The sequence below is a fragment of the Variovorax soli NBRC 106424 genome (genome assembly GCF_001591385.1).
GTDB lineage: Bacteria > Pseudomonadota > Gammaproteobacteria > Burkholderiales > Burkholderiaceae_C > Variovorax > Variovorax soli.
In genome coordinates, this window is sequence record NZ_BCUU01000018.1 from 40097 (window position 1) to 65519 (window position 25423).

A 25423-nucleotide genomic window follows, 5' to 3' on the forward strand; every position below is an offset into this window, starting at 1 on the left:
TCCAGGGCCACATCCGAACCTACCAGGCTCGCTTCGCTGCGACAGTACAGAGTGGTCAGTCCAAGACCTTGTTTAGTCCTTCCCATCCGGGTCCCTTCTTCGTTGGGCAGGTCGTATAGCATCGATCCAGATACTCTGCCCCCAGATCTCTTGATGTTCTCGATCATTTACAACGAAGAAGAAGTTGCGGATCGATCTTGCGACGACGTTCATGCTGATTGAGTTGCTTCGATCATCTACCCGAAATTGCGTCGACTGCTGAAACGCAGCCCAAGCGCCCTCCGCCTCGGCGGCGAGGCGCCATCCTTGGCGAAAGGCGCGCGGAAGAAGAAACTCCGAGAAGGACAGTCCGCTTCCTTCCGGAAACTGATGGAAGCGCGCGTCGTCGTAAGCTGCGAGCACCTCCCTCACATCGTTCAGGCTTCCGGTGCCCAAGAACTCGTTGCCGTCCACGAGATAACGATCAACGAGGTCCGTCCGGCTGTGACTCAGCAACTTTGATCGCTCGACTTCAATGTTGGTGTGCGCAAAAAATATGGTGATGGTCGTGATGTTTCCGGTCCGCCTGAGATCGTTTTCTAGATCCTTCAAGAGTTCCAACTCAAACTCTCTCCAGTTCTGTCCCTCGTCGACGAACATCAGAAAGCAATCACTTCGCTTACTTCGACATTGCGCGATGACCGTCTTGAGAAAGTGAACACGCTTGTCGGAGACTCTTCCTCCCAGACCTCCGTGTCCAAGATCGAAAAGAAGGTCGGTAAAGTAGGTCAGCTCAGAATGTGTCCGGTGTGCTTTGGCCCCGAAGACAGCCACAAACGCCTCTGGGAACTTGCGCGCGATCATCTCTGAGATCAATGCAATCGCAGACGTCTTTCCGCTTCTCGGTGGTGCTACCCAATACCCGCCTACTTCTCGGTGATAGACGAGTTCCGAAATGCGCTCCTCAGCCGCCTTGACGGAAGGAGTCGCAATCTTCGCTCGGTCAGTCACCACGGGATGCTTGGCATACGCCTCTTCTCGTTCAGGGCCTTCTGCGAGAAGACGCGCACGGTGATCAGCATGCATCTAGTATTTGCTCCAATCCGTGTTGCGAAGATGCTTCGGAATGCGACCGATCGGACGGACTGGGGTAGTGTCATCCGTACCACCCTTCTTCGGCGCCTTGACTGATACTGGCTTCTTAGTTTCGTGCGAGGCCGCTGCGGCGCGTGTTCCATCTTTGGATACCTTCGGACGAGCCGGGTTGTGACCGTCGTACGCCGCGCGAGCAGAGAGTGCGATGAATTGCTCGATGGGATTGCTTGCCGCGTTATCGATGTACCCACGGCGCACCGCCTTGTTCACTTGCTTTCTGAGCCATCTGCTGTGTTTATTCTCTCGCCAGTACAGCTTGTCGGGAACCGCAGTACCAAGTGACGCTCCTTTTTCGGAGTACAGAGGTACCTCGCGCATGTCGCTCCCGTCAACGTGCGCAACTACCCTCTCACCAATTAAGTCGAACCTCTCCGCTAGGGAGGGACTGGTGTACCTGGATTCATCAATCTCGACGTATGGCCGCCTGCCCTCTTCGTAGTTTCCACGCACGGGAAGTCGTTCGATTGAGACCCCTAGGGGAGGCGACAATGCCGTTCTCGGAGGAACAGGCCGCTGTATCACAGCGTCTCCGAGATCGAGGTGGCCAGTCAATGCCTCTAGGGGAGATATTCCACCCAGCGCCTTGCACTTTGACGAGTTGTATTCGGCAAAAAGAACGTCCACCAAATCGACGAGGTCGTCGAATCGGATTCCATGTTTTGTGGCTTCTTTCGCGGAGTTTCCGCGATGCACGTCCTGAGTGTTCGAACCGGTGGACGATGGGAGTATTTGAAACCCATGAGTTTCTAGAGTTCTGAACAAACGCTCAGTGATGGCATTACTCCACCAGCATCCAACAGGACCCCAGGTCAATGTGCAACCTAGCGATCTACGTAGGCCGTTCTGGACCTGTTTCGAATAGTGTGCGGCCGCGTTGTCGAGCTTGATGCACGAGGGGCGACATGGTCCCAGACCCTTAATAGTTCCATACGGGAGGCCGCTCCCGCTGCGATACACGTAATCGCCAATTCGTGCCGCACGCCGCTCCCAAAGTACAGTTCCACACTTGACCGCAGCGACCAGATCGTCTGCACGCACTTCAGTGGAGATCGCCACAGAGTAGCCAAGCACCGCTCTCGAACCCTCATCGCAGCAGGCATATATCCAAAGGCGTTCAATTGGGATCGCGCGTGCACCTCCTGGTCCGTCTATAACTACGGTTCCGATGCAGTGGATCTCGTGAGCGTCAATACCCACGACCGAGTAGGGCACAGTCGCCAACTTAAAACTGTGGAGTCCGTTACCGAGGGTTAGCTTCTTATTTGCCTCTTCTCCATGCCATACACCCGCGAGTTCCGGGTGAGCAATTTTGTATGCCTTGACGAAGCGCTCGACAGACCGTCGTGCCTTGCTCTCGGTGTTATTCGGATACTCGTCTTGCCCTCGCAGCTTCGCGCATTCGCGCACGAACACGCCGAAAACGGCAGCAACCAGCGGAGCTTTTGACGGTTTCTTTTCGCCCCCTCCATTGTTGATGCACTCGATCAACTTGCTCTCAAGGTCGGGGTATGCGGCAAGGAGAGCGTTGAATGCTCCTGCACTCCCCTTCCTCGCCGAGTTCTTACCCTTGGGGAGCCCCTTTCGCCTTCTGTAGACATTCAATCGCACGCCGTCTACTAAGGCGATGAAGCCCTCGGGCATACCGTCCTCGGCAATAGATATGCAACGCTCGCACAGCTTTAACAGACGAGTAGGCGAGCAGCCGGCGATCTTCGCTGCACGTCTCGCCCTCCCAGTGTCCAAGTAGTGCATTACTCCTTTGCGCAATCGGTCAAACCGTTCACGATCTGAGGAGCCCAAGCCTTCAGGGCTGTAGTCTCGCCACGCTGCGTAGTTCCTTTGGGCGGGCTGGATGTCCCGATGCCTCATGGTTAGGCGATCTTGAATCGCGTGTACTTGCAGAACGGCTTTGCATCGAGATCGCTCCGAATAGCCCCCGTCTGGACGGCACGCAGTATGGCGGCACCATAGATGGCCTGGTCATTTCTCCCCCCAAGTTCAAGAATCTGAGAGAACATGACCGTGCCTTTCCGCATGATGAGAGCCGCGATCTCATCGACCTCCTGTTCAAGAGGGACGTCGCGAACTTGAGCAATCCACGGGATAGCCTGATGCCAATTCCGAAGCAGCATCGGATTCGCCAGTAGCTGCCGTTCGGTCACCAACTCGTACCGGTCGCCGATGCGGCTGCTTTGTTTCGACTGTGCCAGCAGCTGGAGCTCAGCTCGGGCATCTGCGTTTGCGGCAAGGCTCGCTTCGCTCTTGACCTCTCGCCAAATGACCACACCGGTCGCCAGCTTTATCTCAACGTCAACAACGCTGGCGATGTATTCGCCAGCGACGCGAGTAACACGCTTCTTGGGCGCGTAGTCGACAGACGCAATGGACGGGTCTGCTTCAACGCTAAGAAAGTGGTAGTACTCGAGATCGCTGCGAAGGGCCCAATCCTTGTCGCTCCGAGGGCTGTAGACATACCAGAGGAAGCTCCTCCCTTTTCCTCGCTCGCGGTAAGGTGCCTCCATGGCGCCACGGACTTTGGGTTTGGCATTGGGGATACGGTCGAGTGCCATTGCGCAGAGCCTCGACGCCGCAACAGAGAAATGCACCGCGCCAGAATATTGGCGTGAAGAATCAACTTGACGAGTTGATCCGTGGGGCTTAGTATCAGCTCCAGCCTTAACTACGAGGGCTATTTCTCCAGGCCCGGCTCTGTTGGTAGCAGTGCTGGGCCTTTCCTTTTGTTGCGCGCGCGTTAGCAGTCCTCATTCAAGTTGAACAGGCCTGCATTTCAGCGCGAGTCGCAACCGATCGCAAGTACTCACCGGTTGTTCGCGCATTTGTGTCGCACTTGCCTACTGGGCGTTGCGCGCGAACGAGCGAGAGGCGCCTTCTTGGCCCGTACCTACAGGGCCCCTTGCAGCGTGATCAGGCCGGCACGGAACAGTTGGTCCAGGCAGAGGCCCATCGGTGGTCGCTGAGCCGTCATTTCTTGGGACTACTCCTATCCGCAGGCGGAAGTACCGAGGGTTCTCACAGCGTATGCGACCAGGTCGGTCTGGAATGCCTCAAAGTACTCACCGAATGTTCATGGATTGCTGTCGCTCCGTAGGAGAATCACGCGAAGGTGTCGCGCTACATGACGACAGCAATCGAGGAACGAACAACAACTAGAGTGGCGTTTCCTGGCGGGGGCGTCCTGCGAACGCTGGTGATCACTTTGTTGTCGCCCCACTGTCCGGCAAGTCACGCTATGCAAAGGCACGCGTTCGCGACAGTTCGGACTTGAGCCAGGCGGTGACGACGCCCGGCTTGGCCTCCACGTTCAGGATCAGGTCCAGACCCACGGTCCATTCGGTGAACGGATAGGCTTCAAGGGCCAGCTCCTTCAATTCGCCGCAAGCCAGTTCCGGCTCGATGAGTCTCTTGGGCACGATGCCCCACCCGAGACCACTCTTCAACAGATCGATGAGCGTCGTCTGACTCTGGACGTGCCACTTCTTCGCCGAGATCAGGTATTCACTCGTCAGCAGATGGGCGGATTGCGAAGCCAGCATCAATTGCAGGTGTTCGGCAAGCTGCGCGAACCGCACGCGAGGCAGTTGCGAGAGCGGATGATCGCGATGCGCGACATTCACCAGCGTCACCTGCCCCAGTCGCACGAAACCCACACCCTGCGGATAGTTCGCACGCGCGCAGCCAAGCCCGAGGGCGGCGGCTCCCTGCATCACCATGTCGAGCAATTCGGAGCTCGAGGGTTGCAGCACGGTCAATTTCACGCCGGGGTGTGCCTGGTGCATCTGCTCCAGCAGTGGCGCCAGCGATGCGCTCGGGAAGGCGTCTTCCACGGCAATCGTCAGCTCCGTCTCGGCGGAGCCTGTCAGTGCACTTGCGCGTTCCTGCATGCTTTCGCAGCGCGCCAGGATGGCCTCTGCTTCTGCGAGTAGCGCCTCGCCTTCCGGCGTGAGCATCGGGTAGCGCTTGCTGCGGTCGAACAGCGACACGCCCAGATCCACCTCGAGGTCGGCAATGGCGGTGCTGATCGCCGACTGCGTTTTTCCAAGGCGGCGTCCTGTCGCCGAAAAAGACTTCTCCCTCGCTGCGGCGACGAAAACCTGCACCTGATCGAGCGAGAACAACATGCCGGCAATCCATCTGAAATTTTGATGGATTCCATTTTTACACCGCCGGAGCGTTCTCGAAAAATTCCTGCTGCGCGGCCAAACGCATGGCCCCGCGTATCAAGAAAAGGAATGGAGACATGGACTCAAAGGTCGCACAACCTCACCCCGTCGACCAGCACCTCCCCGCTGGGCAGACAGCCTTGCTGGGCTTTCAGCATGTGCTGGTGATGTATTCCGCTTGCATCGTCGTGCCGCTGATCCTCGGCGCGGCGCTCAAGCTCCCGAAGGAACAACTGATCCTCATCATCAACGCCGACCTGTTCGCCGCCGGCCTGGCATCCCTGATCCAGTCGCTGGGCTGGTGGAAGTTCGGGATGCGCATGCCCGTGATGATGGGCGTGACCTTCACCGCAGTCACGCCGATGATCGCCATCGGCAGCAATCCCGCCCTGGGCCTGCCCGGCATCTTCGGCGCCATCATCGCGTCGGGCATCTTCGGCGTCTTGATGGCGCCCTTCATGGGCCGCTTCCTGCGCTTCTTTCCCTCCGTCGTCACCGGGTCGGTACTGCTGGTGATCGGCATCAGCCTGATGAAGGTCGGCATCGACTGGTCCGCAGGCGGCCAGGCGCTGATGCCCGACGGAAGCGCGAACCCCGACTACGGACGGCCGCTCTACCTGTCCATCTCGCTGGGCGTCCTTGTCGTGATCCTGCTGTTGTCGCGCTTCGCGCGCGGCTTCGTGAGCAACATCGCGGTGCTGCTGGGTGTGTTCGCGGGCTTCTGTGCGGCCTGGCTGGCCGGGGAAGTCAGGCTCGACGGGCTCGGCTCGGAGGCATGGCTCGCACCGATCAGGCCCTTTGCCTTCGGAATGCCGGTGTTCGATCCGCTGGCCATCGTCTCGATGTGCCTGGTCATGCTGGTGACGATGGTCGAATCCACCGGCATGTTCCTGGCGCTCGGCCAGATCGTCGGCAAGCCCACCACGCCCGAGCGACTGATCCGGGGTTTGCGGGCGGACGGGCTGGGCGCCGTGATCGGCGGCGTGTTCAACGCCTTTCCGTACACCTCGTTCTCGCAGAACATCGGCCTGGTGACCATGACGGGCATCAAGACCCGATTCGTCTGCGTGGCGGGCGGCCTGATCCTGATCGCCCTGGGCCTGTTCCCCAAGATGGCCTACATCGTTGCCGCAACCCCGCCTTTCGTGCTGGGCGCCGCGGCGCTCGTCATGTTCGGCATGGTCGCGGTCATGGGCATCCGGATCCTGGCGACGGTCGACTACGAAAGCCAGCGCGGCAATGCGCTGCTGGCGGCGATCAGCGTGGGCATGGGCGTCATTCCGCTGCTGTCGCCCTCCTTCTTCTCGCACCTGCCCGCGTGGAGCCATGTCGTGACGGACAGCGGAATCATCCTGACCACCATCACGGCCATCACCCTCAACCTGCTCTTCAATGGCCTGGGCACGCGCCAGCAGTCTGCGGACGCGGCAAGCCGCAACGCATTGATGGCGGATGCCTGAGTTGCACACCCCCCGATACAAGGAAAGACAGATCCAATGAACGCACAGATACTTCACGCCGACCACCTGCTCACGATGGACGCGGACAACACGGTCATCGCGCAAGGCGCCGTGCTCATCGACCAGAACGGCCTCATCGGCGCCACCGGCACCGCGGCCCAGCTCAGCGCCCAGCATCCGGGCGTGCCGGTACGACGGCTGGCCAACCGGCTGCTCATGCCCGGGCTGGTCAACACCCACGCCCATTCGGGACTGCTGCGCGGCACGGCGGAAGGCCTGCCGGTGTGGGAATGGCTGCAGCAGCACATTGACCCGATGCACCGCGTCTTGAATGCCGAAGAAGCCGAGATCGCATCGCGCCTGTGCTATGCCGAGGCCCTGCTGTCGGGCACCACGACCATCGTCGACATGTGGCGCTACATGGACGGCAGTGCGCGCGCGGCCAGCGACCTGGGCATTCGCGCGGTGCTGGTGCCCTATGTGGCCGAGCATCCCGACCACAACTACTTCGAGACGCTCGACACCAACGAGGCCTTGATCGAGCGCTGGCACGGCCGTGCGGAAGGACGCATCCAGGTGTGGGTCGGCCTGGAGCACATGTTCTATGCCACGCCGCAGGCTTGGCGCCGCTGCGCCGAGATGAGCCGGCGGCACCAGGTGGGCTTTCACACGCACAGCAACGAGAGCCGCTTCGACGTCGAAGAGACGCAGCGACGGCACGGCATGCGGCCCATTCAGGCGCTCGAGGAATTCGGGCTGCTCGATGCCCATCACGTCATGCTGGCCCACTGTGTCTGGCCATCTGAAGAGGAAATGGACATCCTTGCCGCCCGCCGCATTGGCGTGGCTCACAACCCGGTGAGCAACATGAAGCTGGCCAGCGGGGCAGCGCCGGTGGAAGCCATGCTGGCGCGCGGCATCGCGGTCGGGCTCGGCACCGATGGAGAGAAGGAAAACAACAACCTCGACATGTTCGAGGAGATGAAGACAGCGTCGCTGCTGGCCAAGCTCAGTCGCCTGGATGCCGCCGCCCTGGACGCATGGTCGGTGTGCCGCATGGCGACTATCGGAGGCGCCAGGGCCCTGGGGCTGGACAAGACCACTGGCTCGATCGAGGCGGGCAAGTCCGCCGACCTGATCGCGCTGCGCACCGATACGCCGCGCATGACGCCGCTCATCGGCGGTGCCGACGGCAACCTTCATCACAACCTGGTCCATGCGGTGCAAGGCGGCGATGTCGACATGACGATGGTGGCCGGCCGCATCGTCGTGGAGAACGGCCAGTTGCTCTCCGGCGATCTGGCGCACGCCATTGCGCAGGTCAATCGGGCCGTGCCGCCGCTCTTCGAGCGCCGCGCCGAGTGGCTGCGCCTGAACGGGACGATCGATGCGCTGCATGCCTAGCCGCGCCGGGAATGCGGCCTGGCCTCTCGACGCATGGCTGCATGGCGGTGCGACTGGAGCACGGTCGCCGCGGGCGGCCCCAACTGTGCTCCCTGCTCGCTTGAGCAACTGTGTACCCTCATCGAAGCACGGGAAACGAACAATCCCTTGAGCCGACCTGGCGCCTGACCTGTTCGTTCCTTCTCGATGTCCCTGCGCAATCCACGACGAAATCCACTCACTCCCAGCCACCCACGACCCACTGATCGACCTGCGCCACAGGCCGGGGCGCCGAAGTGATGCGGCGCCTGGACCCGGCCGCCGCCCCCGTACTCGCCGCGCTGCGCCAGCTGCATGAAGACAAGGCCAGCGCGTCGCTCGCGGCCCTGAGCCAGCAGCTGGGCCTTCCGCCGGGCACCGTCATGCGAACCGTCTCGGCGCTCATCGACGCGCAACTGGTGCAACTGCGCAGGTTGCGCGATCAGAATATCGGCGCCGAACTGACCAAGTCCGGCCTGGAATTCGTGCGCCGGTCGCAGGGGGCCGTGGATTGAAACTCAAGCTCTACGAAAAGCTGTTTCATGAACTCGAGCGCGCCATCAAGGATGGCGTGCTGCGCGCGGGCGAGCGGCTGCCCTCGATCAGGCAAACCTGCCGCACCCGCCAGCTGAGCGTCACGACCGTGACGCGGGCCTACCTGCAGCTGGAAAGCCAGGGCCTGGTCGACAGCCGGCCGCAGTCGGGCTACTTCGTGCGGGCCCGTCAGGCAGAGCCTGCATCCGAACCCCTCTTGCCCTCGACGCCGCCCGGCACCTCGACCGATGTGGACGTGAGCCAACTGGTGCTGTCGACGCTGAAGTCGATCCGTTCCCGGCGTGCGGTGCCCCTGGGCTCGCCCTACCCCGACCCGTCGCTGTTTCCCTGGCTGCGCGTGCATCAGCAGATCGGCGGCATTGCCAAGCGCCTGCGCGACGAGCGATCGGTGCTGGACGACCTGCCGCCCGGCAATCCGGAACTCATCCGCCAGATCGCGCGGCGCCACCTGGAATCGGGGCTGGCCGCGGACCCGGGCGAGGTCATCGTCACCGCCGGTGCCACCGAGGCCATCAACCTGTGCCTGCAGGCGGTGGCCAGGCCCGGCGAGATCATCGCGGTCGAATCGCCCACCTACTACGCGATGCTGCACGCCATCGAACGCATGGGCATGCGCGCCGTGGAGATCGCCACCGACCCGCACGAGGGCATCGACCTGGGCGCCCTCGCCCGCGCCATCGAGCGGCAGTCCGTCGCCGCCTGCATGGTGATGCCCAACTTCCAGAATCCGCTGGGCTTCATGATGAGCGACGAGAAGAAGCGAGAGCTGGTGGCGCTGTGCACCCGGCATGGGCTGCCGCTGATCGAGAACGGCGTCTACAACGAGCTCTACTACGGCGAGGCGCCGCCCAGCACCCTCAAGTCCTTCGACACGCAAGGCCTGGTGCTGCACTGCAATTCCTTTTCCAAGAGCCTGACGGCCGGCGTGCGGATCGGCTGGGCGCTGCCCGGCCGCTATCGGCAGGAAGTGGAGCGCCTGAAGTTCCTCAACACGCTCAGCACGCCCACGCTGCCCCAGCTGGGCGTGGCCGAATACCTGAAGAACGACGGCTTCGAGCACCACCTGCGCCGGGTGCGGCAGACGCTGGCCCAGCAGGCCGACATCATGCGCTCGATGGTCAGGCGCTTCTTTCCGGAGCACACCCGCCTGTCGCGTCCCCAGGGCGGCTACGTGCTGTGGGTGGAACTGGCGCCGCAGGTGGACACCATGGCGCTCTACCGCGAGGCGCTCGAGCGCGGGCTGACCATCGGCCCGGGGCGCATGTTCTCGACCTCGAACGCCTACGGGCACTTCATGCGCCTGAATTTCAGCTACGCGTGGTCGCCCGAGATCGAGGCGGGCGTGATCGAGCTGGGCCGCATGGCGGCGGCCATGTCCGGAAGGAACGCACCATGACGATGACAAAAGACGATGCGCTGCTGGCGACCATGCTGTCGCGCCGCTCCATCTCTCCACGGCGCCAGGCGTGGCCCGGCCCCAGCGCCGCCCAGTTGCGGCAGATGGTGCAGGCCGCGCTGCGCGCACCCGACCACGGCCGCAAGCTGCCGTGGCGCCTCATCGAGTTCGACGACAGCCGGCGGGCTGAACTGGCGCAGCTGTTCGAGGACGAGAAGCGGCGCAGGACACCCGATGCGGGTGCGCAGGACATCGAGCGCGCCCGGGCCCATGCCACCCAGACACCGGCCATGCTGGCATTCGTTGTGCGGCCCGTGCCGGACGGCAAGGTGCCCGAACACGAGCAGTGGCTCAGCGCCGGCGCCGCGCTGGGCAACCTGCTGCTGGCGGCGCACGCGATGGGATTCGGCGCCATCGTGCTCAGCGGCGACCGCTGCAAGGACGAGATCCTTCGCCGGTCCCTGGGCATTGCGCCTGAGGAAACGCTGGCCGGCTTCGTGAGCATCGGCACCATGGCCTCGCCGCCGCCGCCCGTGGTTCCGGTCGATGTCGAGCGCGTCCTGTCGACCTGGACACCGTAGAAGAAAAAAGAGCGCAGTCCGCGCCGGCATCGGCGACCAACTGTGTCTTGGCCCGCGCAGGCCGTTCCGATACTTTTGATCAAGCCCGGGAAGTACTCCGGGGACACATCACGGAGTTGAAGAATGACCGCTCGACGCGACGTACCCGGCATCCGGAAATACGACGGACCCGCCGGAGGATGGGGCGCCCTTCGCGCCACTGCGCAGGCCATCCACCTGCAGATGGAGAAGTTCAAGGCGCCCATCACCCTCATGCGCACCAACCAGCCCGACGGCTTCGACTGCCCTGGCTGCGCATGGCCCGACAAGGAGCATCGCTCGACCTTCCAGTTCTGCGAGAACGGCGCCAAGGCCGTGACGTGGGAAGCCACCAGCAAGCGGGTGCGCCCCGAATTCCTCGCGCAGAACACCGTCGCGTCGCTGCTGCGCAAATCCGATTTCGAGCTCGAGGACCTGGGCCGGCTCACGCATCCGCTGGCTTACGACCGCGCCACCGACACCTTCCGCGCCGTCTCGTGGGAAGACGCCTTCGCACGCATCGGCGAGATCCTGCGCGGGCTGCAGCCGGACCAGGTGGAGTTCTATACCTCGGGCCGCGCGTCCAACGAGGCGGCCTACCTCTACCAGCTGTTCGCGCGCGAGTACGGCACCAACAACTTCCCCGATTGCTCGAACATGTGCCACGAGGCCACCAGCGTCGGGCTGCCGCAGTCCATCGGCATCGGCAAGGGCACCGTCTCGCTCGACGACTTCGAGAAATGCGAGCTGATTCTCTCGATCGGCCACAACCCCGGCACCAACCATCCGCGCATGATGGGCATGCTGCACGAGGCATCGCGGCGCGGCGTGCCGATCATCGTGTTCAACCCGCTGCGCGAACGCGCGCTCGAGCGCTTCGCCGATCCGCAGAACCTGTTGGAGATGGCCACCTACGGCTCGACCCGCATCGCCTCGACCTACTACCAGGTCCGCGCCGGCGGAGACGCCGCCGCGCTCAAGGGCATCATGAAGGCGCTGCTCGCGCTGGAGGCGCAGCAGGGTCAGGTGCTCGACCACGCGTTCATCGCGGCGCACACGCAGGGCTTCGACGCGCTCGTGGCCGACCTGGAGGCGACGGGCTGGCCCGAGATCGAAAAGGCCAGCGGCCTGCCGCGCGAGGCGCTCGAGCCGGTCGCCCTCGCCTACGCCCGATCCAACGCCACCATCGTCACCTATGGCATGGGCGTCACCCAGCACAACCGCGGCACGGCCACCGTGCGCCTGATCGCCGACCTGCTGCTCATGCGCGGCAACTTCGGCAAGCCGGGTGCGGGCATCTGCCCCCTGCGCGGCCATTCCAATGTGCAGGGCAACCGCACGGTCGGCATCACCGAGAAGCCCTCGGCCGCCTTCCTGCAGCAGATCGAGGACGCCTTCGGCTTCAAGCCGCCGCCATCGCACGGGCACGATGCCGTGAAGGCGATGCAGGCCATGATCGACGGCACGGCCAAGGCGCTGCTGTGCCTGGGCGGCAACTTCGCCGTCGCCCTGCCCGACCCCGAGCAATGCTTCGCGGCCATGGCGACGCTGGACCTGAGCGTGCATGTCGCCACCAAGCTCAACCGCTCCCACCTGCTCGTCGGGCGCGAAACCTACGTGCTCCCTTGCCTCGGCCGCACCGAGCTGGACATGCAGGCCGGCGGCCGGCAGTCGATCACGGTGGAGGATTCGATGTCCATGGTCCACGCATCGGCCGGCAAGCTCGCGCCGGCGTCGGAGCACCTTCGCTCGGAGCCGGCCATCGTCGCCGGCATGGCACGCGCCACGCTGCCGGGCAGCCAGGTCCCGTGGATGGACCTGGTGGCCGACTACGACAGGATCCGCGACCTGATCGAACGGACCGTGCCCGGCTTCGAGAACTACAACGCCCGCATCCGCATACCTGGGGGCTTTCGGCTTCCGCTGCCGCCGACCGAGCGCCAGTGGGAAACCCGCTCCGGCAAGGCCATGTTCTCGGCCGGCGGCGGCGTGAAGGAAGATGTGGACGTGGACGTGCATGCGGGCGACGTGCTGCGCCTGGTGACCATCCGCAGCCACGACCAGTACAACACCACCATCTACGCGCTGGACGACCGCTACCGCGGCGTGTTCGGCCGCCGCGACGTGCTGTTCATGAGCGAGGCCGACCTGGCCGCCTGCGGGCTCGAGCATGGCGACCTGGTGGACATCGAGACCGCCCTGCCCGGCCGCCACCTGCGCCTGCCGAACATCACCGCCATCGCCTACGACATCGCGCCCGGCTCGGTGGCCGCCTACTACCCCGAGGCGAACGTGCTGGTGCCGCTGGACTACATCGACGAGGAAAGCGGCACGCCGTCGTACAAGTCGGTGCCGGTGCGGGTGAGGCGGTCGCCCGCGGCCTGAAACGTCGATCAGGCGGAAGCCGGCGGCTTCAGCAGCGGCTCGTCCTGCGCATGCAGCACCGACTCGGCATGCTCGATCAGGAAGTAGCGAAACGCCTCCGCCGCGGGTGACAGCACCTTGCTCTGCAGGTGCACCACCTGCCAGGTGCGCATCACCGGCGTGCCTTCCACGTCCAGCAGCTTGATCAGCCCGCCGCCCAACTCGAGCCACAGGGTGTGCAGCGACAAAAAGCTCACGCCCATGCCCGCCATCACCGCCTGCTTGATGGTCTCGTTGCTGCCCATCTCCATCGTGATGCTGGGCTCGAAGCGGTGCTCGGCGAAGAAGCGCTCCATGGCGTCGCGCGTGCCCGAGCCCTGCTCGCGCACGATGAACGGCACCGAGGCCAATGCGCCTACCGGAATCTGCCCCATGGCCAGCAGCGGATGATCGGGCGGACAGGCAAAGACCAGCGGGTGCGCGGCGAAGGCTTCCGAGCGCACCGCCAGCTCGCGCGGCGGCCGGCCCATCACGGCCAGGTCGCATTCGCTTGACTGCAGCAGCTCCACCAGGGCCTTGCGGTTGGAGCTGACGACCAGGCGCACGTCGACGCCCGGATGCTCCTTGCGAAACAGCGCCAGCAGGCGCGGCACGAAGTACTTGGCGGTGCTCACCATGCCCACCGTGAGCAGGCCGTGCTCCAGGCGCTTGAAGCGGCTCATGGCGTTCTCGGCATCGCGCAGCGCGCCCAGCATGCGCTTGGCATGCACCACGAAGTACTCGCCGGCCGTGGACAGGGACAGCGTGCGCCCGACGCGGTCGAACAGCGGCAGGCCGACCTGGTTCTCCACCTCCTTGATCTGCATGGACACCGCCGGCGGCGTCAGGTGCAGCACCTCGGCGGCGCGGCTCACGCTGCCCTGGTGGGCCACTTCCAGGAAGACGCGCAGCTGTCGGAAGCTCAGGTTCATTGTTAAGGAAAAGCTGAACTGAAAGCCAAGAAAGTCTAACTGGTGTTTATCAGTCAGGCCACCGAACATTCCCTCCACAGCCACTGGAGAAACCGCATGAACGCCCTCTTGGACACCGTCACCCCTGGCCTTCGCGCCGACGCCACGCAGATCACCGACCAGAAGCAGCGCTACAGCGCCGGCGTGCTCAAGTACCGCCAGATGGGGTACTGGCAGCCCGACTACCAGCCCTCGGAAACCGACACGATCTGCCTGTTCCGCATCACGCCGCAGGACGGCGTGGACCCGGTCGAGGCCGGCGCCGCCGTGGCCGGCGAATCGAGCACCGCCACCTGGACCGTGGTGTGGACCGACCGCCTCACGGCCTGCGAGAACTACCGCGCCAAGTGCTACCGGGTCGAGCCGGTGCCGGGCCGGCCCGGCGAGTACTTCGCCTGGGTGGCCTACGACATCATCCTGTTCGAGGAAGGCTCCATCGCCAACATGACGGCGAGCCTGATCGGCAACGTCTTCTCCTTCAAGCCGCTGAAGGCCGCGCGGCTGGAAGACATGCGCATCCCGGTGGCCTACGTGAAGACCTTCAAAGGCCCGCCCACCGGCCTCGTGGTCGAGCGCGAGCGCCTGGACAAGTTCGGCCGGCCGCTGCTGGGCGCCACCACCAAGCCCAAGCTGGGCCTGTCGGGGCGCAACTACGGCCGCGTGATCTACGAGGGCCTCAAGGGCGGCCTGGACTTCATGAAGGACGACGAGAACATCAACTCGCAGCCCTTCATGCACTGGCGCGACCGCTTCCTGTACGTGATGGACGGCGTGAACAAGGCGGCCGCCGCCACCGGCGAGGTCAAGGGCAGCTACCTCAACGTCACCGCCGGCACCATGGAAGGCATCTACGAGCGCGCCGAGTTCGCCAGGAACCTGGGCAGCGTCGTGATCATGATCGACCTGATCGTCGGCTGGCCCTGCATCCAGAGCCTGGGCGAATGGTGCCGGCGCAACGACATGGTGCTGCACCTGCACCGCGCCGGCCACGGCACCTACACGCGGCAGAAGAACCACGGCGTGAGCTTCCGCGTCATCGCCAAGTGGCTGCGCCTTGCAGGCGTGGACCACATGCACACCGGCACCGCCGTGGGCAAGCTCGAAGGCGACCCGCTCACCGTGCAGGGCTACTACAACGTGTGCCGCGACGCCTACACGAAGACCGACCTGCCGCGGGGCCTTTTCTTCGACATGGACTGGTGCGACATGAAGAAGGTGATGCCGGTGGCCTCCGGCGGCATCCATGCCGGGCAGATGCACCAGCTGATCGACCTGTTCGGCGACGACGTGATCCTGCAGTTCGGCGGCGGAACCATCGGCCACCCGGGCGGCATCCAGGCCGGCGCCGTGGCCAACCGGGTGGCGCTGGAGGCCATGGTCAAGGCCCGCAACGAGGGCAAGGACATCAGGAACGAAGGCCCCGAGATCCTGCGCAAGGCCGCCCAGTTCTGTACCCCGCTCAAGCAGGCGCTCGATACCTGGGGCGAGGTCAGCTTCAACTACACGTCCACCGACACCAGCGACTACGCCGTGACCCCGGGCGTCGCCTGACCCACTACCCAAGGAGCTTTCATCATGATGACCAACCCCACCGGCCGCGTCACCCAGGGCCAGTTCAGCTTCCTGCCCGATCTCACCGATGCCGAGATCGCGGCGCAGGTCGAGTACGGCCTGGGCAAGGGCTACGCCTGGAGCGTCGAATACACCGACGACCCGCATCCGCGCAACACCTACTGGGAAATGTTCGGCATGCCGATGTTCGACCTGAAGGACGCCGCCGGCGTCGTGCAGGAAGTCAAGGCGTGCCGCAAGACCTTCCCCGGCCACTACATCCGGCTGATGGCCTTCGACTCCACGCGTGGCGTCGAATCGATCGCGATGAGCTTCCTGGTCAACCGCCCGAAGGACGAGCCCGGTTTCGGCCTGGTGCGCCAGGAGGTCGAGGGCCGCACGATCCGCTACACGGTGCACAGCTACTCCACCGACAAGCCGGAAGCGCAACGCTATTGAACCGGCAGGGGCAGCATCATGTTTCGCATCGCACCCTCGATCCTGTCGGCTGACTTTGCACGCCTGGGCGAGGAGGTGCGCAAGGTGATCGCCGCCGGCGCGGACTGGATCCATTTCGACGTGATGGACAACCACTACGTGCCCAACCTCACCATCGGCCCGGCGGTGGCGCAGGCCATCAAGCCGCACTGCCGGCGCGAGGACGGCGCCCCGGTGCCGCTGGACGTGCACCTCATGGTGGCGCCGGTCGACGCGCTGGCCCAGGCTTTCGCCGAGGCGGGCGCGGATCTGATCAGCTTCCACCCCGAGGCCTCGGCCCATGTGGACCGCACGCTGGCGCTGATCCGCAGCCTGGGCTGCCGGGCCGGCCTGGTGTTCAACCCCGCCACGCCGCTGGACCTGCTGGAGTGGGTCATCGACAAGGTCGACCTGGTGCTGGTGATGAGCGTGAACCCGGGCTTCGGCGGCCAGGCCTTCATCGACGCGGCGCTGCGCAAGATCGAGCGTGCCCGGCGGCTCATCGAGGCCACCGGCCGCGACATCCGCCTGGAGGTGGACGGCGGCATCAAGGTGGACAACATCCGCCGCGCCGCCGACGCCGGCGCCGACACCCTCGTGGCCGGCAGCGCGATCTTCGGCAAACCGGACTACCGCGCCGTCATCGACGCCATGCGGCGCGAGCTGGCCGCCGGCATGGACGACACCAGGAGAGCGGCATGAACCCACCGCTCTACGCCGTTCCCGCCGCCGCGGGCGAGGCCGCGCCCACCGAACCGGGAGCGCCCGCCACGGATACGGCCGCCATCCCACGCAGCGTCGGCGACGTGCTGCGCAACAGCCAGATCGAGACCGTGTTCGACGAGCTCGACCGCGACCTGGTCGGGCTGGCACCGGTCAAGCAGCGCATCCGCGACATCGCCGCGCTGCTGGTGATCGACCGCCTGCGCCTGGCGCTGGGCCTGCAGGCCCACGCCCCCTCGCTGCACATGAGCTTCACCGGAAACCCCGGCACCGGCAAGACCACCGTGGCCATGCGCATGGCGCAGATCCTGCACCGGCTGGGCTACGTGCGCAAAGGCCACCTGGTGGCCGTCACCCGCGACGACCTGGTGGGCCAGTACATCGGCCACACGGCGCCCAAGACCAAGGAGGTGCTGAAGAAGGCGATGGGCGGCGTGCTCTTCATCGACGAGGCCTACTACCTCTACAAGCCCGAGAACGAGCGCGACTACGGGCAGGAGGCCATCGAGATCCTGCTGCAGGTGATGGAGAACCAGCGCGACGACCTGGTGGTGATCCTGGCTGGCTACAAGGACCGCATGGACACCTTCTTCCGCTCCAACCCGGGCATGAGCAGCCGCATCGCGCACCACCTGGACTTTCCGGACTACAGCCACGGCGAGCTGCAGCAGATCGCCGACCGGATGCTGGACGGCATGAGCTACCGCTTTGCGGATGGTGCGCGCGAGGTCTTCGGCGAGTACCTCACCCGCCGCATCGCGCAGCCGCACTTTGCCAACGCACGCAGCGTGCGCAACGCGCTGGACCGCGCCCGCCTGCGCCAGGCCAGCCGCCTGTTCGCCGACCGCGAGCGCGCGCTGACGCAGGGCGACCTGACCACGCTGCTGCCCGAGGACATCCGGGCCAGCCGAGTGTTCGCGAATTGAGAGAACTGCACGGAGAACACCATGCCACTGACCGGTCGCTGGACCCTGACCCGCTACCTGATCGAGCAGCGCCGCCGCTACCCGGGCGCCAGCGGCGAACTCAATGCGCTGCTGCTCGACGTCTCGCTCGCCTGCAAGGCGCTGGCCCGCATCGTCTCGCGCGGGGCCCTGGGCAGCGCTCTTGGCAACGCCTTGCCCGCCGGCGGAAGCATCAACGTGCAAGGCGAAGTGCAAAAGCCCCTGGACGTGCTGTCCAACGAGATCTTCGTGCGCATGAACGAGTGGAGCGGCCACCTCGGCGGCATGGCCTCCGAGGAGATGGAAACGCCCTCGCAGATTCCCGCCACCTACCCGCGCGGCAAGTACCTGCTGGTGTTCGACCCGCTGGATGGCTCGTCGAACATCGACGTCAACGTGGCCGTGGGCAGCATCTTCTCGATCCTGCGCGCACCGGCCGACGTGCTCGAAAGCGGCCGCGACGTGGTCGAAGCCGACTTCCTGCAGCCCGGCGCCGCGCAGGTGGCCGCCGGCTATGCCATCTACGGACCGGCCGCGCAGTTCGTGCTGACGGTGGGCGACGGCGTGGCCGTGTTCACGCTGGACCCGGACCTGGGCGAATTCGTGCTGACGCAGTCGAACGTGCAGATTCCCGCCGACACGCAGGAGTTCGCCATCAACAGCTCCAACGCGCGCTTCTGGGAGCCGCCGATCAAGCGCTACGTGGACGAGTGCCTGGCCGGCAAGCCCGGCCCGCGCGGCAAGGACTTCAACATGCGCTGGATCGCCAGCATGGTGGCCGAGGCGCACCGCATCCTGATGCGCGGCGGCGTCTTCCTCTACCCGCGCGACTCCAAGGACCCGAGCCGGCCGGGGCGCCTGCGCCTGCTGTACGAGGCCAACCCGGTGGGCTTTCTCATGGAGCAGGCCGGCGGGCGCGCCAGCACCGGGCGCCAGCCCATGCTGGGCGTGCAGCCCCATGAACTGCACCAGCGCATCGGCCTGGTGTTCGGCTCGCGCAACGAAGTCGAGCGCATCGAGCGCTACCACCGCGAACCCGTGGCCAGCGAAACGCCGGCCCCGCTGTTCGCCCCCCGCAGCCTGTTTCGAGATTGACTGACTGATTGAAAGCAAGAGGCCACGCCATGTCCGAGAAGCATCCCATCATCGCCATCACCGGGTCGTCCGGCGCGGGCACCACCTCGGTGACGCGCACCTTCGAGAACATCTTCCGCCGCGAGAAGGTGGCCGCCGCCGTCATCGAGGGCGACAGCTTCCACCGCTTCGACCGCCAGGAGATGAAGAAGCGCCAGGCCCAGGCCGAGAAGAAGGGCAACAAGCACTTCAGCCACTTCGGCAGCGACAACAACCTCTTTCCCGAGATCGAGGACCTGTTTCGCAGCTACAGCGAAACCGGCACCGGCACGCGCCGCAAGTACCTGCACGACCCGGTCGAGGCGGCGCCCTACGGCCAGGAGCCCGGCACCTTCACGCCTTGGGAATCGCTGCCGCCGGACACCGACCTGCTGTTCTACGAAGGCCTGCACGGCGCCGTGGTCACGCCCGAGGTGAATGTCGCCAAGTACCCCGACCTGCTGATCGGCGTGGTGCCCGTCATCAACCTGGAGTGGATCCAGAAGCTGTACCGCGACAAGCACGTGCGCGGCTACAGCACCGAGGCGGTGACCGACACCATCCTGCGGCGCATGCCCGACTACGTGAACTACATCGTGCCGCAGTTCGCCCACACGCATGTCAACTTCCAGCGCGTGCCGGTGGTGGACACCAGCAACCCCTTCATCTCGCGCGACATCCCCACGGCTGACGAGAGCCTGTGCGTGATCCGCTTCGCCAACCCCAAGGGCATCGACTTCCAGTACCTGCTGAACATGATCAACAACTCGTGGATGAGCCGCGCCAACACCATCGTGGTGCCCGGCGGGAAGATGGAGCTGGCCATGCAGCTGATCTTCACGCCCTTCATCTGGCGAATGATGGAACGGCGCCGCAAGGCCCTGGGCGCGCTCTGAGGCGAAAGGCAGGCAAGTCATGTCTTCCACCTCCACCGACCGCGTGCTGCGCGGCACGCCGCGCTTCGACGAACCCCTGGCCAACGCGCTGCGCGCCCTGGCGATGGATGCCGTGCAGGCCGCCAAGAGCGGCCACCCCGGCGCGCCGATGGGCATGGCCGAGATGGCCGTCGCCCTCTGGCACCGGCACCTGCGGCACAACCCGGCCAACCCGCGCTGGGCCGACCGCGACCGCTTCGTGCTGAGCAACGGCCATGCGTCGATGCTGCTGTACGCGCTGCTGCACCTCACCGGCTACGACCTGCCCATCGACGAGCTCAGGCGCTTCCGCCAGCTGCACAGCCGCACGCCGGGGCATCCCGAGGTGGGCCTCACGCCCGGCGTGGAGACCACCACCGGCCCGCTCGGCCAGGGCCTGGCCAACGCGGTGGGCATGGCGCTGGCCGAGAAACTGCTGGGCGACCACTTCAACCGCGAAGGCCACGTCGTGGTGGACCACCACACCTACGTGTTCCTGGGCGACGGCTGTTTGATGGAAGGCATCAGCCACGAGGCCTGCTCCTTCGCCGGCGCGCAGGGCCTGGGCAAGCTCATCGTGCTGTACGACGACAACGGCATCAGCATCGACGGCGACGTGCGCGGCTGGTTCACCGACGACACGGCCGGCCGCTTCACCGCCTATGGCTGGCAGGTGCTCGGCCCGGTCGACGGGCATGACGTGGCCGCCCTGGATGCCGCCATTGCCGCCGCGCGGGCCGACACGCAGCGCCCGTCGATCATCCTGTGCCGCACGACCATCGGCGCTGGCTCGCCGGGGCGCGAAGGCACGGCCCGCGCGCACGGCGAGCCGCTGGGCGACGACGAGATCGCCGCCACCCGCGCCCGCATCGGCTGGCCCTACCCTGCCTTCACGGTGCCGGACGAGGTGGCGGCTGCGTGGAATGCCCGCGAACGCGGTGCGCGCGCCGAGTTCGAATGGCGCCGCCGCTTCGAGGCCTACCGCAATGCCTTCCCGGAACTGGCCGAGGAATTCGAGCGGCGCCAACTGGGCGAGCTGCCCGAAGGCAGCCGCGCATCGCTGGCCGGGCTGGTGGAGCGCTTTTCGGGCGAGGCCAAGACGCTGGCCACGCGCCAGGCCTCGCAGCAGGTGCTCGCCGCGCTCGCCCCGCAGTTGCCCGAGCTGCTGGGCGGCAGCGCCGACCTGACCGGCAGCAACCTCACCGACTTTGCGGACGGCGGCGCCGTGCGGCGTGGGCAGGCGGGCGGGCGCCATGTGAACCACGGCGTGCGCGAGTTCGGCATGGCCGCGCTGATGAACGGCGTGGCCCTGCATGGCGGCTTCATCCCCTACGGCGGCACCTTCCTCACCTTCAGCGACTACAGCCGCAACGCCATCCGCATGGCGGCGCTGATGCATCTGCGCGTCATCCATGTGTTCACGCACGATTCCATCGGCCTCGGCGAAGACGGCCCCACGCACCAGCCGGTGGAGCATGCGGCCAGCCTGCGGCTCATTCCGGGGCTGGACGTGTGGCGCCCCTGCGATGGAACGGAGACCGCCGCGGCCTGGGCCGCTGCGGTGCAGGCGGGCGAGCGCCCCAGCGCCTTGCTGCTGTCGCGCCAGGCCCTGCCCGCGCAGCCGCGCAGCGCCGCGCAGCTGGCCATGCTGGCCCGCGGCGCCTACGTGCTGGCCGACCGCGACGAGGCGCGTGCGGTGCTCATCGCCAGCGGCTCCGAGGTGGCCATGGCCCGCGATGCACAGGCGCTGCTCGACGCCTGCGGCGTGCCGGTGCGGCTGGTGTCCATGCCCAGCAGCACGGTGTTCGACCGCCAGCCGGCGTCGTGGCGCGATGCCGTGCTGCCGCCGGGCCTGCCGCGTGTCGGCGTCGAGGCCGGGGTGTCGCGCTTCTGGTCGGCCTACGGCTGCGTGGCCGCCCTGGGTGTCGACCGCTTCGGGGAATCGGCACCGGCCGCCGCCCTGTTCGCGCACTTCGGGTTCAGCGCCCAGGCGCTGGCCGAGCTGGTGCTGGCACAACTGCGGGAGCAAGAGGCGCCCGCGCTGGCGGAGGCATCGTGAAAAAGCCGCAGGCGATCAGCTTCGACCTCGACGGCACGCTGGTGGACACGGCCGCCGAGATCGCCGAGGCCGCCAACCGCACGCTGGCCGAATTCGGCCTGCAGCGCCGGCCGCTGCAGCAGATCCAGCTGCTGATCGGACGCGGCTCGCATGCGCTGATGTCCGCCGTGCTGGCGCAGGCCCGCGACGAGTCCGAGGCGGCCCGCGCGCTGGACGAGGCCCGCGTGCTGGAGCGCTTCGATGTGCACTATGCGGACACCACCGGCGAGGTCAGCGCGCCCTACCCCGGCGCGCACGAGGCCCTGGAACTGCTCAGGGCGCGCGGCGTGCGCCTGGCCTGCGTCACCAACAAGGAGTTCCGGCACGCGCAGCGCCTGCTGCAGCGGCACGGCCTGCACCGGCACTTCGAGATGGTCGTGGGCGGCGATTCCCTGCCCTGGCAGAAGCCGCATGCCCGCGTGCTGCGCGTGGTGGCCGACGCCATGGGCGTGCCGTGCGCGGACCTGCTGCACGTGGGCGACTCCGCCATCGATGTCGAGTCGGGTCGCAACGCCGGCGTGCGCGTGTGGGCGCTGCCCCATGGCTACAACGCCGGCCGCCCGATTGCAGAGGCATGCCCCGACGCACTCTGGCCCGACCTGATGTCGGTCGCCCATGCGGCGCTGGGCACATCGCCTTCCTCCCTTCATCCACAACCATCCCCCTGCCTGCCATGAGCATTCGCATCGGTATCAATGGCTTCGGCCGCATCGGCCGCAACGTGCTGCGCGCCGCCGTGCAGAACTTCAAGAACGAGATCGAGATCGTCGGCATCAACGACCTGCTCGAGCCCGACTACCTGGCCTACATGCTCCAGTACGACTCGGTGCACGGCCGCTTCAAGGGCGAAGTCAGCGTCGAGGGCAACACCCTCATCGTCAACGGCAAGCCCATCCGCCTGACGGCCGAGCGCGACCCGGCCAATCTCAAGTGGAACGAAGTGGGCGCCGATGTGGTGCTCGAATCCACGGGCCTGTTCCTCGCCAAGGAAACCTGCGAGAAGCACCTGGCCGCCGGCGCCAAGAAGGTGATCATGTCGGCCCCCAGTAAGGACGACACCCCCATGTTCGTCTACGGCGTGAACGACAAGAAGTACGCCGGCGAAGCCATCGTCTCCAACGCCTCGTGCACGACCAACTGCCTGGCACCGCTGGCCAAGGTGCTGAACGACAAGTGGGGCATCAAGCGCGGCCTGATGACCACCGTGCACGCCGCCACCGCCACGCAAAAGACCGTGGACGGCCCCAGCAACAAGGACTGGCGCGGCGGCCGCGGCATCCTGGAGAACATCATCCCCTCCAGCACCGGCGCGGCCAAGGCGGTGGGCGTGGTCATCCCTGAGCTGAACAAGAAGCTCACCGGCATGTCCTTCCGCGTGCCCACCTCCGACGTGTCGGTGGTGGACCTGACGGTGGAATTGAACAAGGAAGCGACCTACAAGGACATCTGCGCCGAGATGAAGGCGCAGTCCGAAGGCGCGCTCAAGGGCGTGCTGGGCTACACGGAAGACAAGGTGGTGGCCACCGATTTCCGCGGTGACCCGCGCACCTCGATCTTCGACGCCGAGGCCGGCATCGCACTGGACGGCACCTTCGTCAAGCTGGTGAGCTGGTACGACAACGAGTGGGGCTACTCGAACAAGTGCCTGGAAATGGCCCGGGTGGTGGGAGGCGCTGCGCGATGAACGTCCTGCGCTTCACCGATTTGTGCGCTCAAGGCAAGGCTGCCGACCAGCGCGTGTTCATCCGTGCCGACCTCAACGTCCCGCAGGACGATGCCGGCCGCATCACCGAAGACACCCGCATCCGCGCCTCGGTGCCCTGCATCCGCCAGGCGCTCGATGCCGGCGGCGCCGTGATGGTCACCTCCCATCTGGGCCGCCCCACCGAGGGCGAATTCAAGCTGGAAGATTCGCTGGCCCCGGTGGCTGCCCGCCTGGGCGAGCTGCTGGGCCGCGAGGTGCCGCTGGTCTCCAACTGGGTCGAGAACGGCGTGCAGGTGGCCCCCGGCCAGGTGGTGCTGCTGGAAAACTGCCGCCTGAACAAGGGCGAGAAGAAGAACGACCCGGCGCTGGCGCAGAAGATGGCGGCTCTGTGCGACATCTTCGTGCACGACGCCTTCGGCACCGCCCACCGCGCCGAGGCCTCCACCTACGGCATCGCGCAGTACGCGAAGATCGCCTGCGCAGGCCCCTTGCTGGCCGCCGAGATCGACGCCATCTCCCGCGCCCTGCGCGACCCGAAGCGCCCGCTGGTGGCCATCGTGGCCGGCTCCAAGGTCAGCACCAAGCTGACCATCCTCAACAGCCTGGCCGCCAAGGTGGACCAGCTCATCGTGGGCGGGGGCATCGCCAACACCTTCATGCTGGCCGCGGGCCTGCCCATCGGCAAGTCGCTGGCCGAGCCGGACCTGGTGGACCAGGCCAAGTCGGTGATCGAGGCCATGCGCGCGCGCGGCGCGGCCGTGCCCATTCCGGTGGACGTGGTGTGCGCCAAGACCTTTGCCGCCGATGCGCTGGCCACCGTCAAGGCGGCGGCCGACGTGGCCGAGGACGACCTGATCCTGGACATCGGCCCGCAGACGGCCGAGCTGCTGGCCGCGCAGCTGCGCCAGGCCGGCACCATCGTCTGGAACGGCCCGGTGGGCGTGTTCGAGTTCGAGGCCTTTGCCCACGGCACCGAGACCATCGCCCGAGCCATTGCGCAGAGCAGCGCCTTCTCCATTGCCGGCGGCGGCGACACGCTGGCGGCCATTGCCAAGTACGGCATCGAGAAGGACGTGGGCTACATCTCCACCGGCGGCGGCGCCTTCCTGGAGGTGCTGGAAGGCAAGCAGCTGCCGGCCTTCGAGATCCTCGAGCGCCGCGCGAACGGCTAGCACCCACTGGAGCATCACATGCTTGCCGCACTGCTCTGGGACGTGGACGGCACCCTGGCCGAGACGGAGCGCGACGGCCACCGCGTCGCGTTCAACCAGGCGTTCGAGGCGCTGGGCCTGCGCTGGCATTGGGACCACGAGCGCTACGGCCGGCTGCTGCGCGTGACCGGCGGCCGCGAACGGCTCCTGGCTGCCATGGCCGAGGAGCGCGACGCCCCCCCGACGCCGGCCGAACGCCAGGCGCTGGCGCGCAAGCTGCACGACACCAAGAACCACTGCTACGCGCGGCTGGTGTACGAAGGCGGCATCGCGCTGCGCGGCGGCGTGGCGCCGCTCATTCACGAAGCGCGCGCGCAGGGCGTGCGCCAGGCCATCGTCACGACCACCAGCCGCGCCAACGTGGAAACGCTGCTGGCCCGCCAGCTGGGTCCGGCCTGGGCGGACATGTTCGACGCCGTGCTGTGCGGCGAAGACGTGCGCGCCAAGAAGCCCGACCCCGAGGTCTACCTGCTCGCGCTGCGCGCGCTGCGGCTGCAGCCGCGGCAGGCGCTGGCGCTGGAGGATTCGGGCCCCGGCGCCAGCGCGGCCCAGGCGGCCGGCGTGCC

The 25423-nt window shown here is 66.0% G+C and carries 22 protein-coding genes; 17 read left to right on the forward strand and 5 right to left on the reverse strand.

The features are described 5' to 3' along the window. Positions 1-72 precede the first annotated feature (72 nt). The 4 genes from VSO01S_RS08045 to VSO01S_RS08055 form a co-directional block, all read right to left on the reverse strand. A complete protein-coding gene (locus VSO01S_RS08045; RefSeq protein WP_153305172.1) occupies positions 73-1065 on the reverse strand; it encodes a hypothetical protein in 993 nt (330 codons plus the stop codon). After that, positions 1066-2886 carry a hypothetical protein gene (locus tag VSO01S_RS27065; RefSeq protein ID WP_153305173.1) on the reverse strand — a complete coding sequence of 607 codons (1821 nt, stop codon included), beginning with the start codon at positions 2884-2886 and terminating at the stop codon, positions 1066-1068. A 119-nt stretch (positions 2887-3005) separates the two neighbouring features. Next, on the reverse strand, positions 3006-3704 hold the full coding sequence (locus tag VSO01S_RS08050) for a hypothetical protein (protein WP_153305174.1): 699 nt from the start codon (positions 3702-3704) through the stop codon (positions 3006-3008). A 678-nt stretch (positions 3705-4382) separates the two neighbouring features. After that, the gene (locus VSO01S_RS08055) at positions 4383-5273 is read right to left on the reverse strand and encodes a LysR family transcriptional regulator (protein ID WP_068641288.1); all 891 of its coding nucleotides are present in this window, start codon (positions 5271-5273) and stop codon (positions 4383-4385) included. A 119-nt stretch (positions 5274-5392) separates the two neighbouring features. Between VSO01S_RS08055 and VSO01S_RS08060 the strand changes: the two genes are divergently transcribed. From VSO01S_RS08060 to VSO01S_RS08085, 6 genes are all read left to right on the forward strand, one after another. Further along, on the forward strand, positions 5393-6775 hold the full coding sequence (locus tag VSO01S_RS08060) for a nucleobase:cation symporter-2 family protein (protein WP_068641289.1): 1383 nt from the start codon (positions 5393-5395) through the stop codon (positions 6773-6775). Between the two features lie 36 nt (positions 6776-6811). Continuing rightward, entirely contained in the window at positions 6812-8179 is a 1368-nt protein-coding gene (locus VSO01S_RS08065) for an amidohydrolase family protein (protein WP_068641290.1), read from the forward strand. Between the two features lie 278 nt (positions 8180-8457). Next, a complete protein-coding gene (locus VSO01S_RS08070) occupies positions 8458-8712 on the forward strand; it encodes a helix-turn-helix domain-containing protein (protein ID WP_068641291.1) in 255 nt (84 codons plus the stop codon). Beyond that, complete coding sequence (locus tag VSO01S_RS08075) at positions 8709-10148, forward strand: aminotransferase-like domain-containing protein (RefSeq protein ID WP_068641292.1); 1440 nt, start codon at positions 8709-8711, stop codon at positions 10146-10148. The genes VSO01S_RS08070 and VSO01S_RS08075 overlap by 4 nt, the downstream gene beginning before the upstream one ends. After that, complete coding sequence (locus VSO01S_RS08080; protein WP_084241748.1) at positions 10145-10729, forward strand: nitroreductase family protein; 585 nt, start codon at positions 10145-10147, stop codon at positions 10727-10729. The genes VSO01S_RS08075 and VSO01S_RS08080 overlap by 4 nt, the downstream gene beginning before the upstream one ends. Positions 10730-10852: 123 nt before the next feature. Next, complete coding sequence (locus VSO01S_RS08085; protein ID WP_068641294.1) at positions 10853-13132, forward strand: FdhF/YdeP family oxidoreductase; 2280 nt, start codon at positions 10853-10855, stop codon at positions 13130-13132. An 8-nt stretch (positions 13133-13140) separates the two neighbouring features. On the opposite strand, the gene VSO01S_RS08090 is transcribed toward VSO01S_RS08085, so the two are convergent. Next, the gene (locus VSO01S_RS08090) at positions 13141-14082 is read right to left on the reverse strand and encodes a LysR family transcriptional regulator (RefSeq protein ID WP_068641295.1); all 942 of its coding nucleotides are present in this window, start codon (positions 14080-14082) and stop codon (positions 13141-13143) included. Between the two features lie 96 nt (positions 14083-14178). Between VSO01S_RS08090 and VSO01S_RS08095 the strand changes: the two genes are divergently transcribed. The 11 genes from VSO01S_RS08095 to VSO01S_RS08145 form a co-directional block, all read left to right on the forward strand. Continuing rightward, positions 14179-15672: a ribulose-bisphosphate carboxylase large subunit gene (locus tag VSO01S_RS08095; RefSeq protein WP_068641296.1), complete on the forward strand. Its 1494-nt coding sequence runs from the start codon at positions 14179-14181 to the stop codon at positions 15670-15672. A 24-nt stretch (positions 15673-15696) separates the two neighbouring features. Then, complete coding sequence (locus tag VSO01S_RS08100) at positions 15697-16131, forward strand: ribulose bisphosphate carboxylase small subunit (protein WP_068641297.1); 435 nt, start codon at positions 15697-15699, stop codon at positions 16129-16131. A gap of 18 nt (positions 16132-16149) precedes the next feature. Next, the gene (gene rpe, locus VSO01S_RS08105) at positions 16150-16851 is read left to right on the forward strand and encodes a ribulose-phosphate 3-epimerase (protein ID WP_068641298.1); all 702 of its coding nucleotides are present in this window, start codon (positions 16150-16152) and stop codon (positions 16849-16851) included. Next, positions 16848-17798 (forward strand): CbbX protein, encoded by a 951-nt coding sequence (gene cbbX / locus VSO01S_RS08110; RefSeq protein ID WP_068641299.1) that lies wholly within the window; start codon positions 16848-16850, stop codon positions 17796-17798. The genes rpe and cbbX overlap by 4 nt, the downstream gene beginning before the upstream one ends. A gap of 21 nt (positions 17799-17819) precedes the next feature. Continuing rightward, positions 17820-18911 (forward strand): class 1 fructose-bisphosphatase, encoded by a 1092-nt coding sequence (locus VSO01S_RS08115; RefSeq protein ID WP_068641300.1) that lies wholly within the window; start codon positions 17820-17822, stop codon positions 18909-18911. A 29-nt stretch (positions 18912-18940) separates the two neighbouring features. Continuing rightward, the gene (locus tag VSO01S_RS08120) at positions 18941-19825 is read left to right on the forward strand and encodes a phosphoribulokinase (protein WP_068641301.1); all 885 of its coding nucleotides are present in this window, start codon (positions 18941-18943) and stop codon (positions 19823-19825) included. Between the two features lie 19 nt (positions 19826-19844). Next, positions 19845-21902, forward strand: coding sequence for a transketolase (tkt, locus tag VSO01S_RS08125; protein ID WP_068641302.1), 2058 nt, complete (start codon positions 19845-19847; stop codon positions 21900-21902). Continuing rightward, positions 21899-22618 (forward strand): phosphoglycolate phosphatase, encoded by a 720-nt coding sequence (gene gph / locus VSO01S_RS08130; protein ID WP_068641303.1) that lies wholly within the window; start codon positions 21899-21901, stop codon positions 22616-22618. Before tkt ends, gph begins: the two co-directional genes overlap by 4 nt. Beyond that, positions 22615-23625 carry a type I glyceraldehyde-3-phosphate dehydrogenase gene (gap, locus tag VSO01S_RS08135; protein WP_068641304.1) on the forward strand — a complete coding sequence of 337 codons (1011 nt, stop codon included), beginning with the start codon at positions 22615-22617 and terminating at the stop codon, positions 23623-23625. The genes gph and gap overlap by 4 nt, the downstream gene beginning before the upstream one ends. After that, a complete protein-coding gene (locus VSO01S_RS08140; RefSeq protein WP_068641305.1) occupies positions 23622-24818 on the forward strand; it encodes a phosphoglycerate kinase in 1197 nt (398 codons plus the stop codon). Before gap ends, VSO01S_RS08140 begins: the two co-directional genes overlap by 4 nt. A gap of 18 nt (positions 24819-24836) precedes the next feature. Continuing rightward, a partial coding sequence (locus VSO01S_RS08145; RefSeq protein ID WP_068641306.1) for an HAD-IA family hydrolase occupies positions 24837-25423 on the forward strand: 587 nt, incomplete at its 3' end.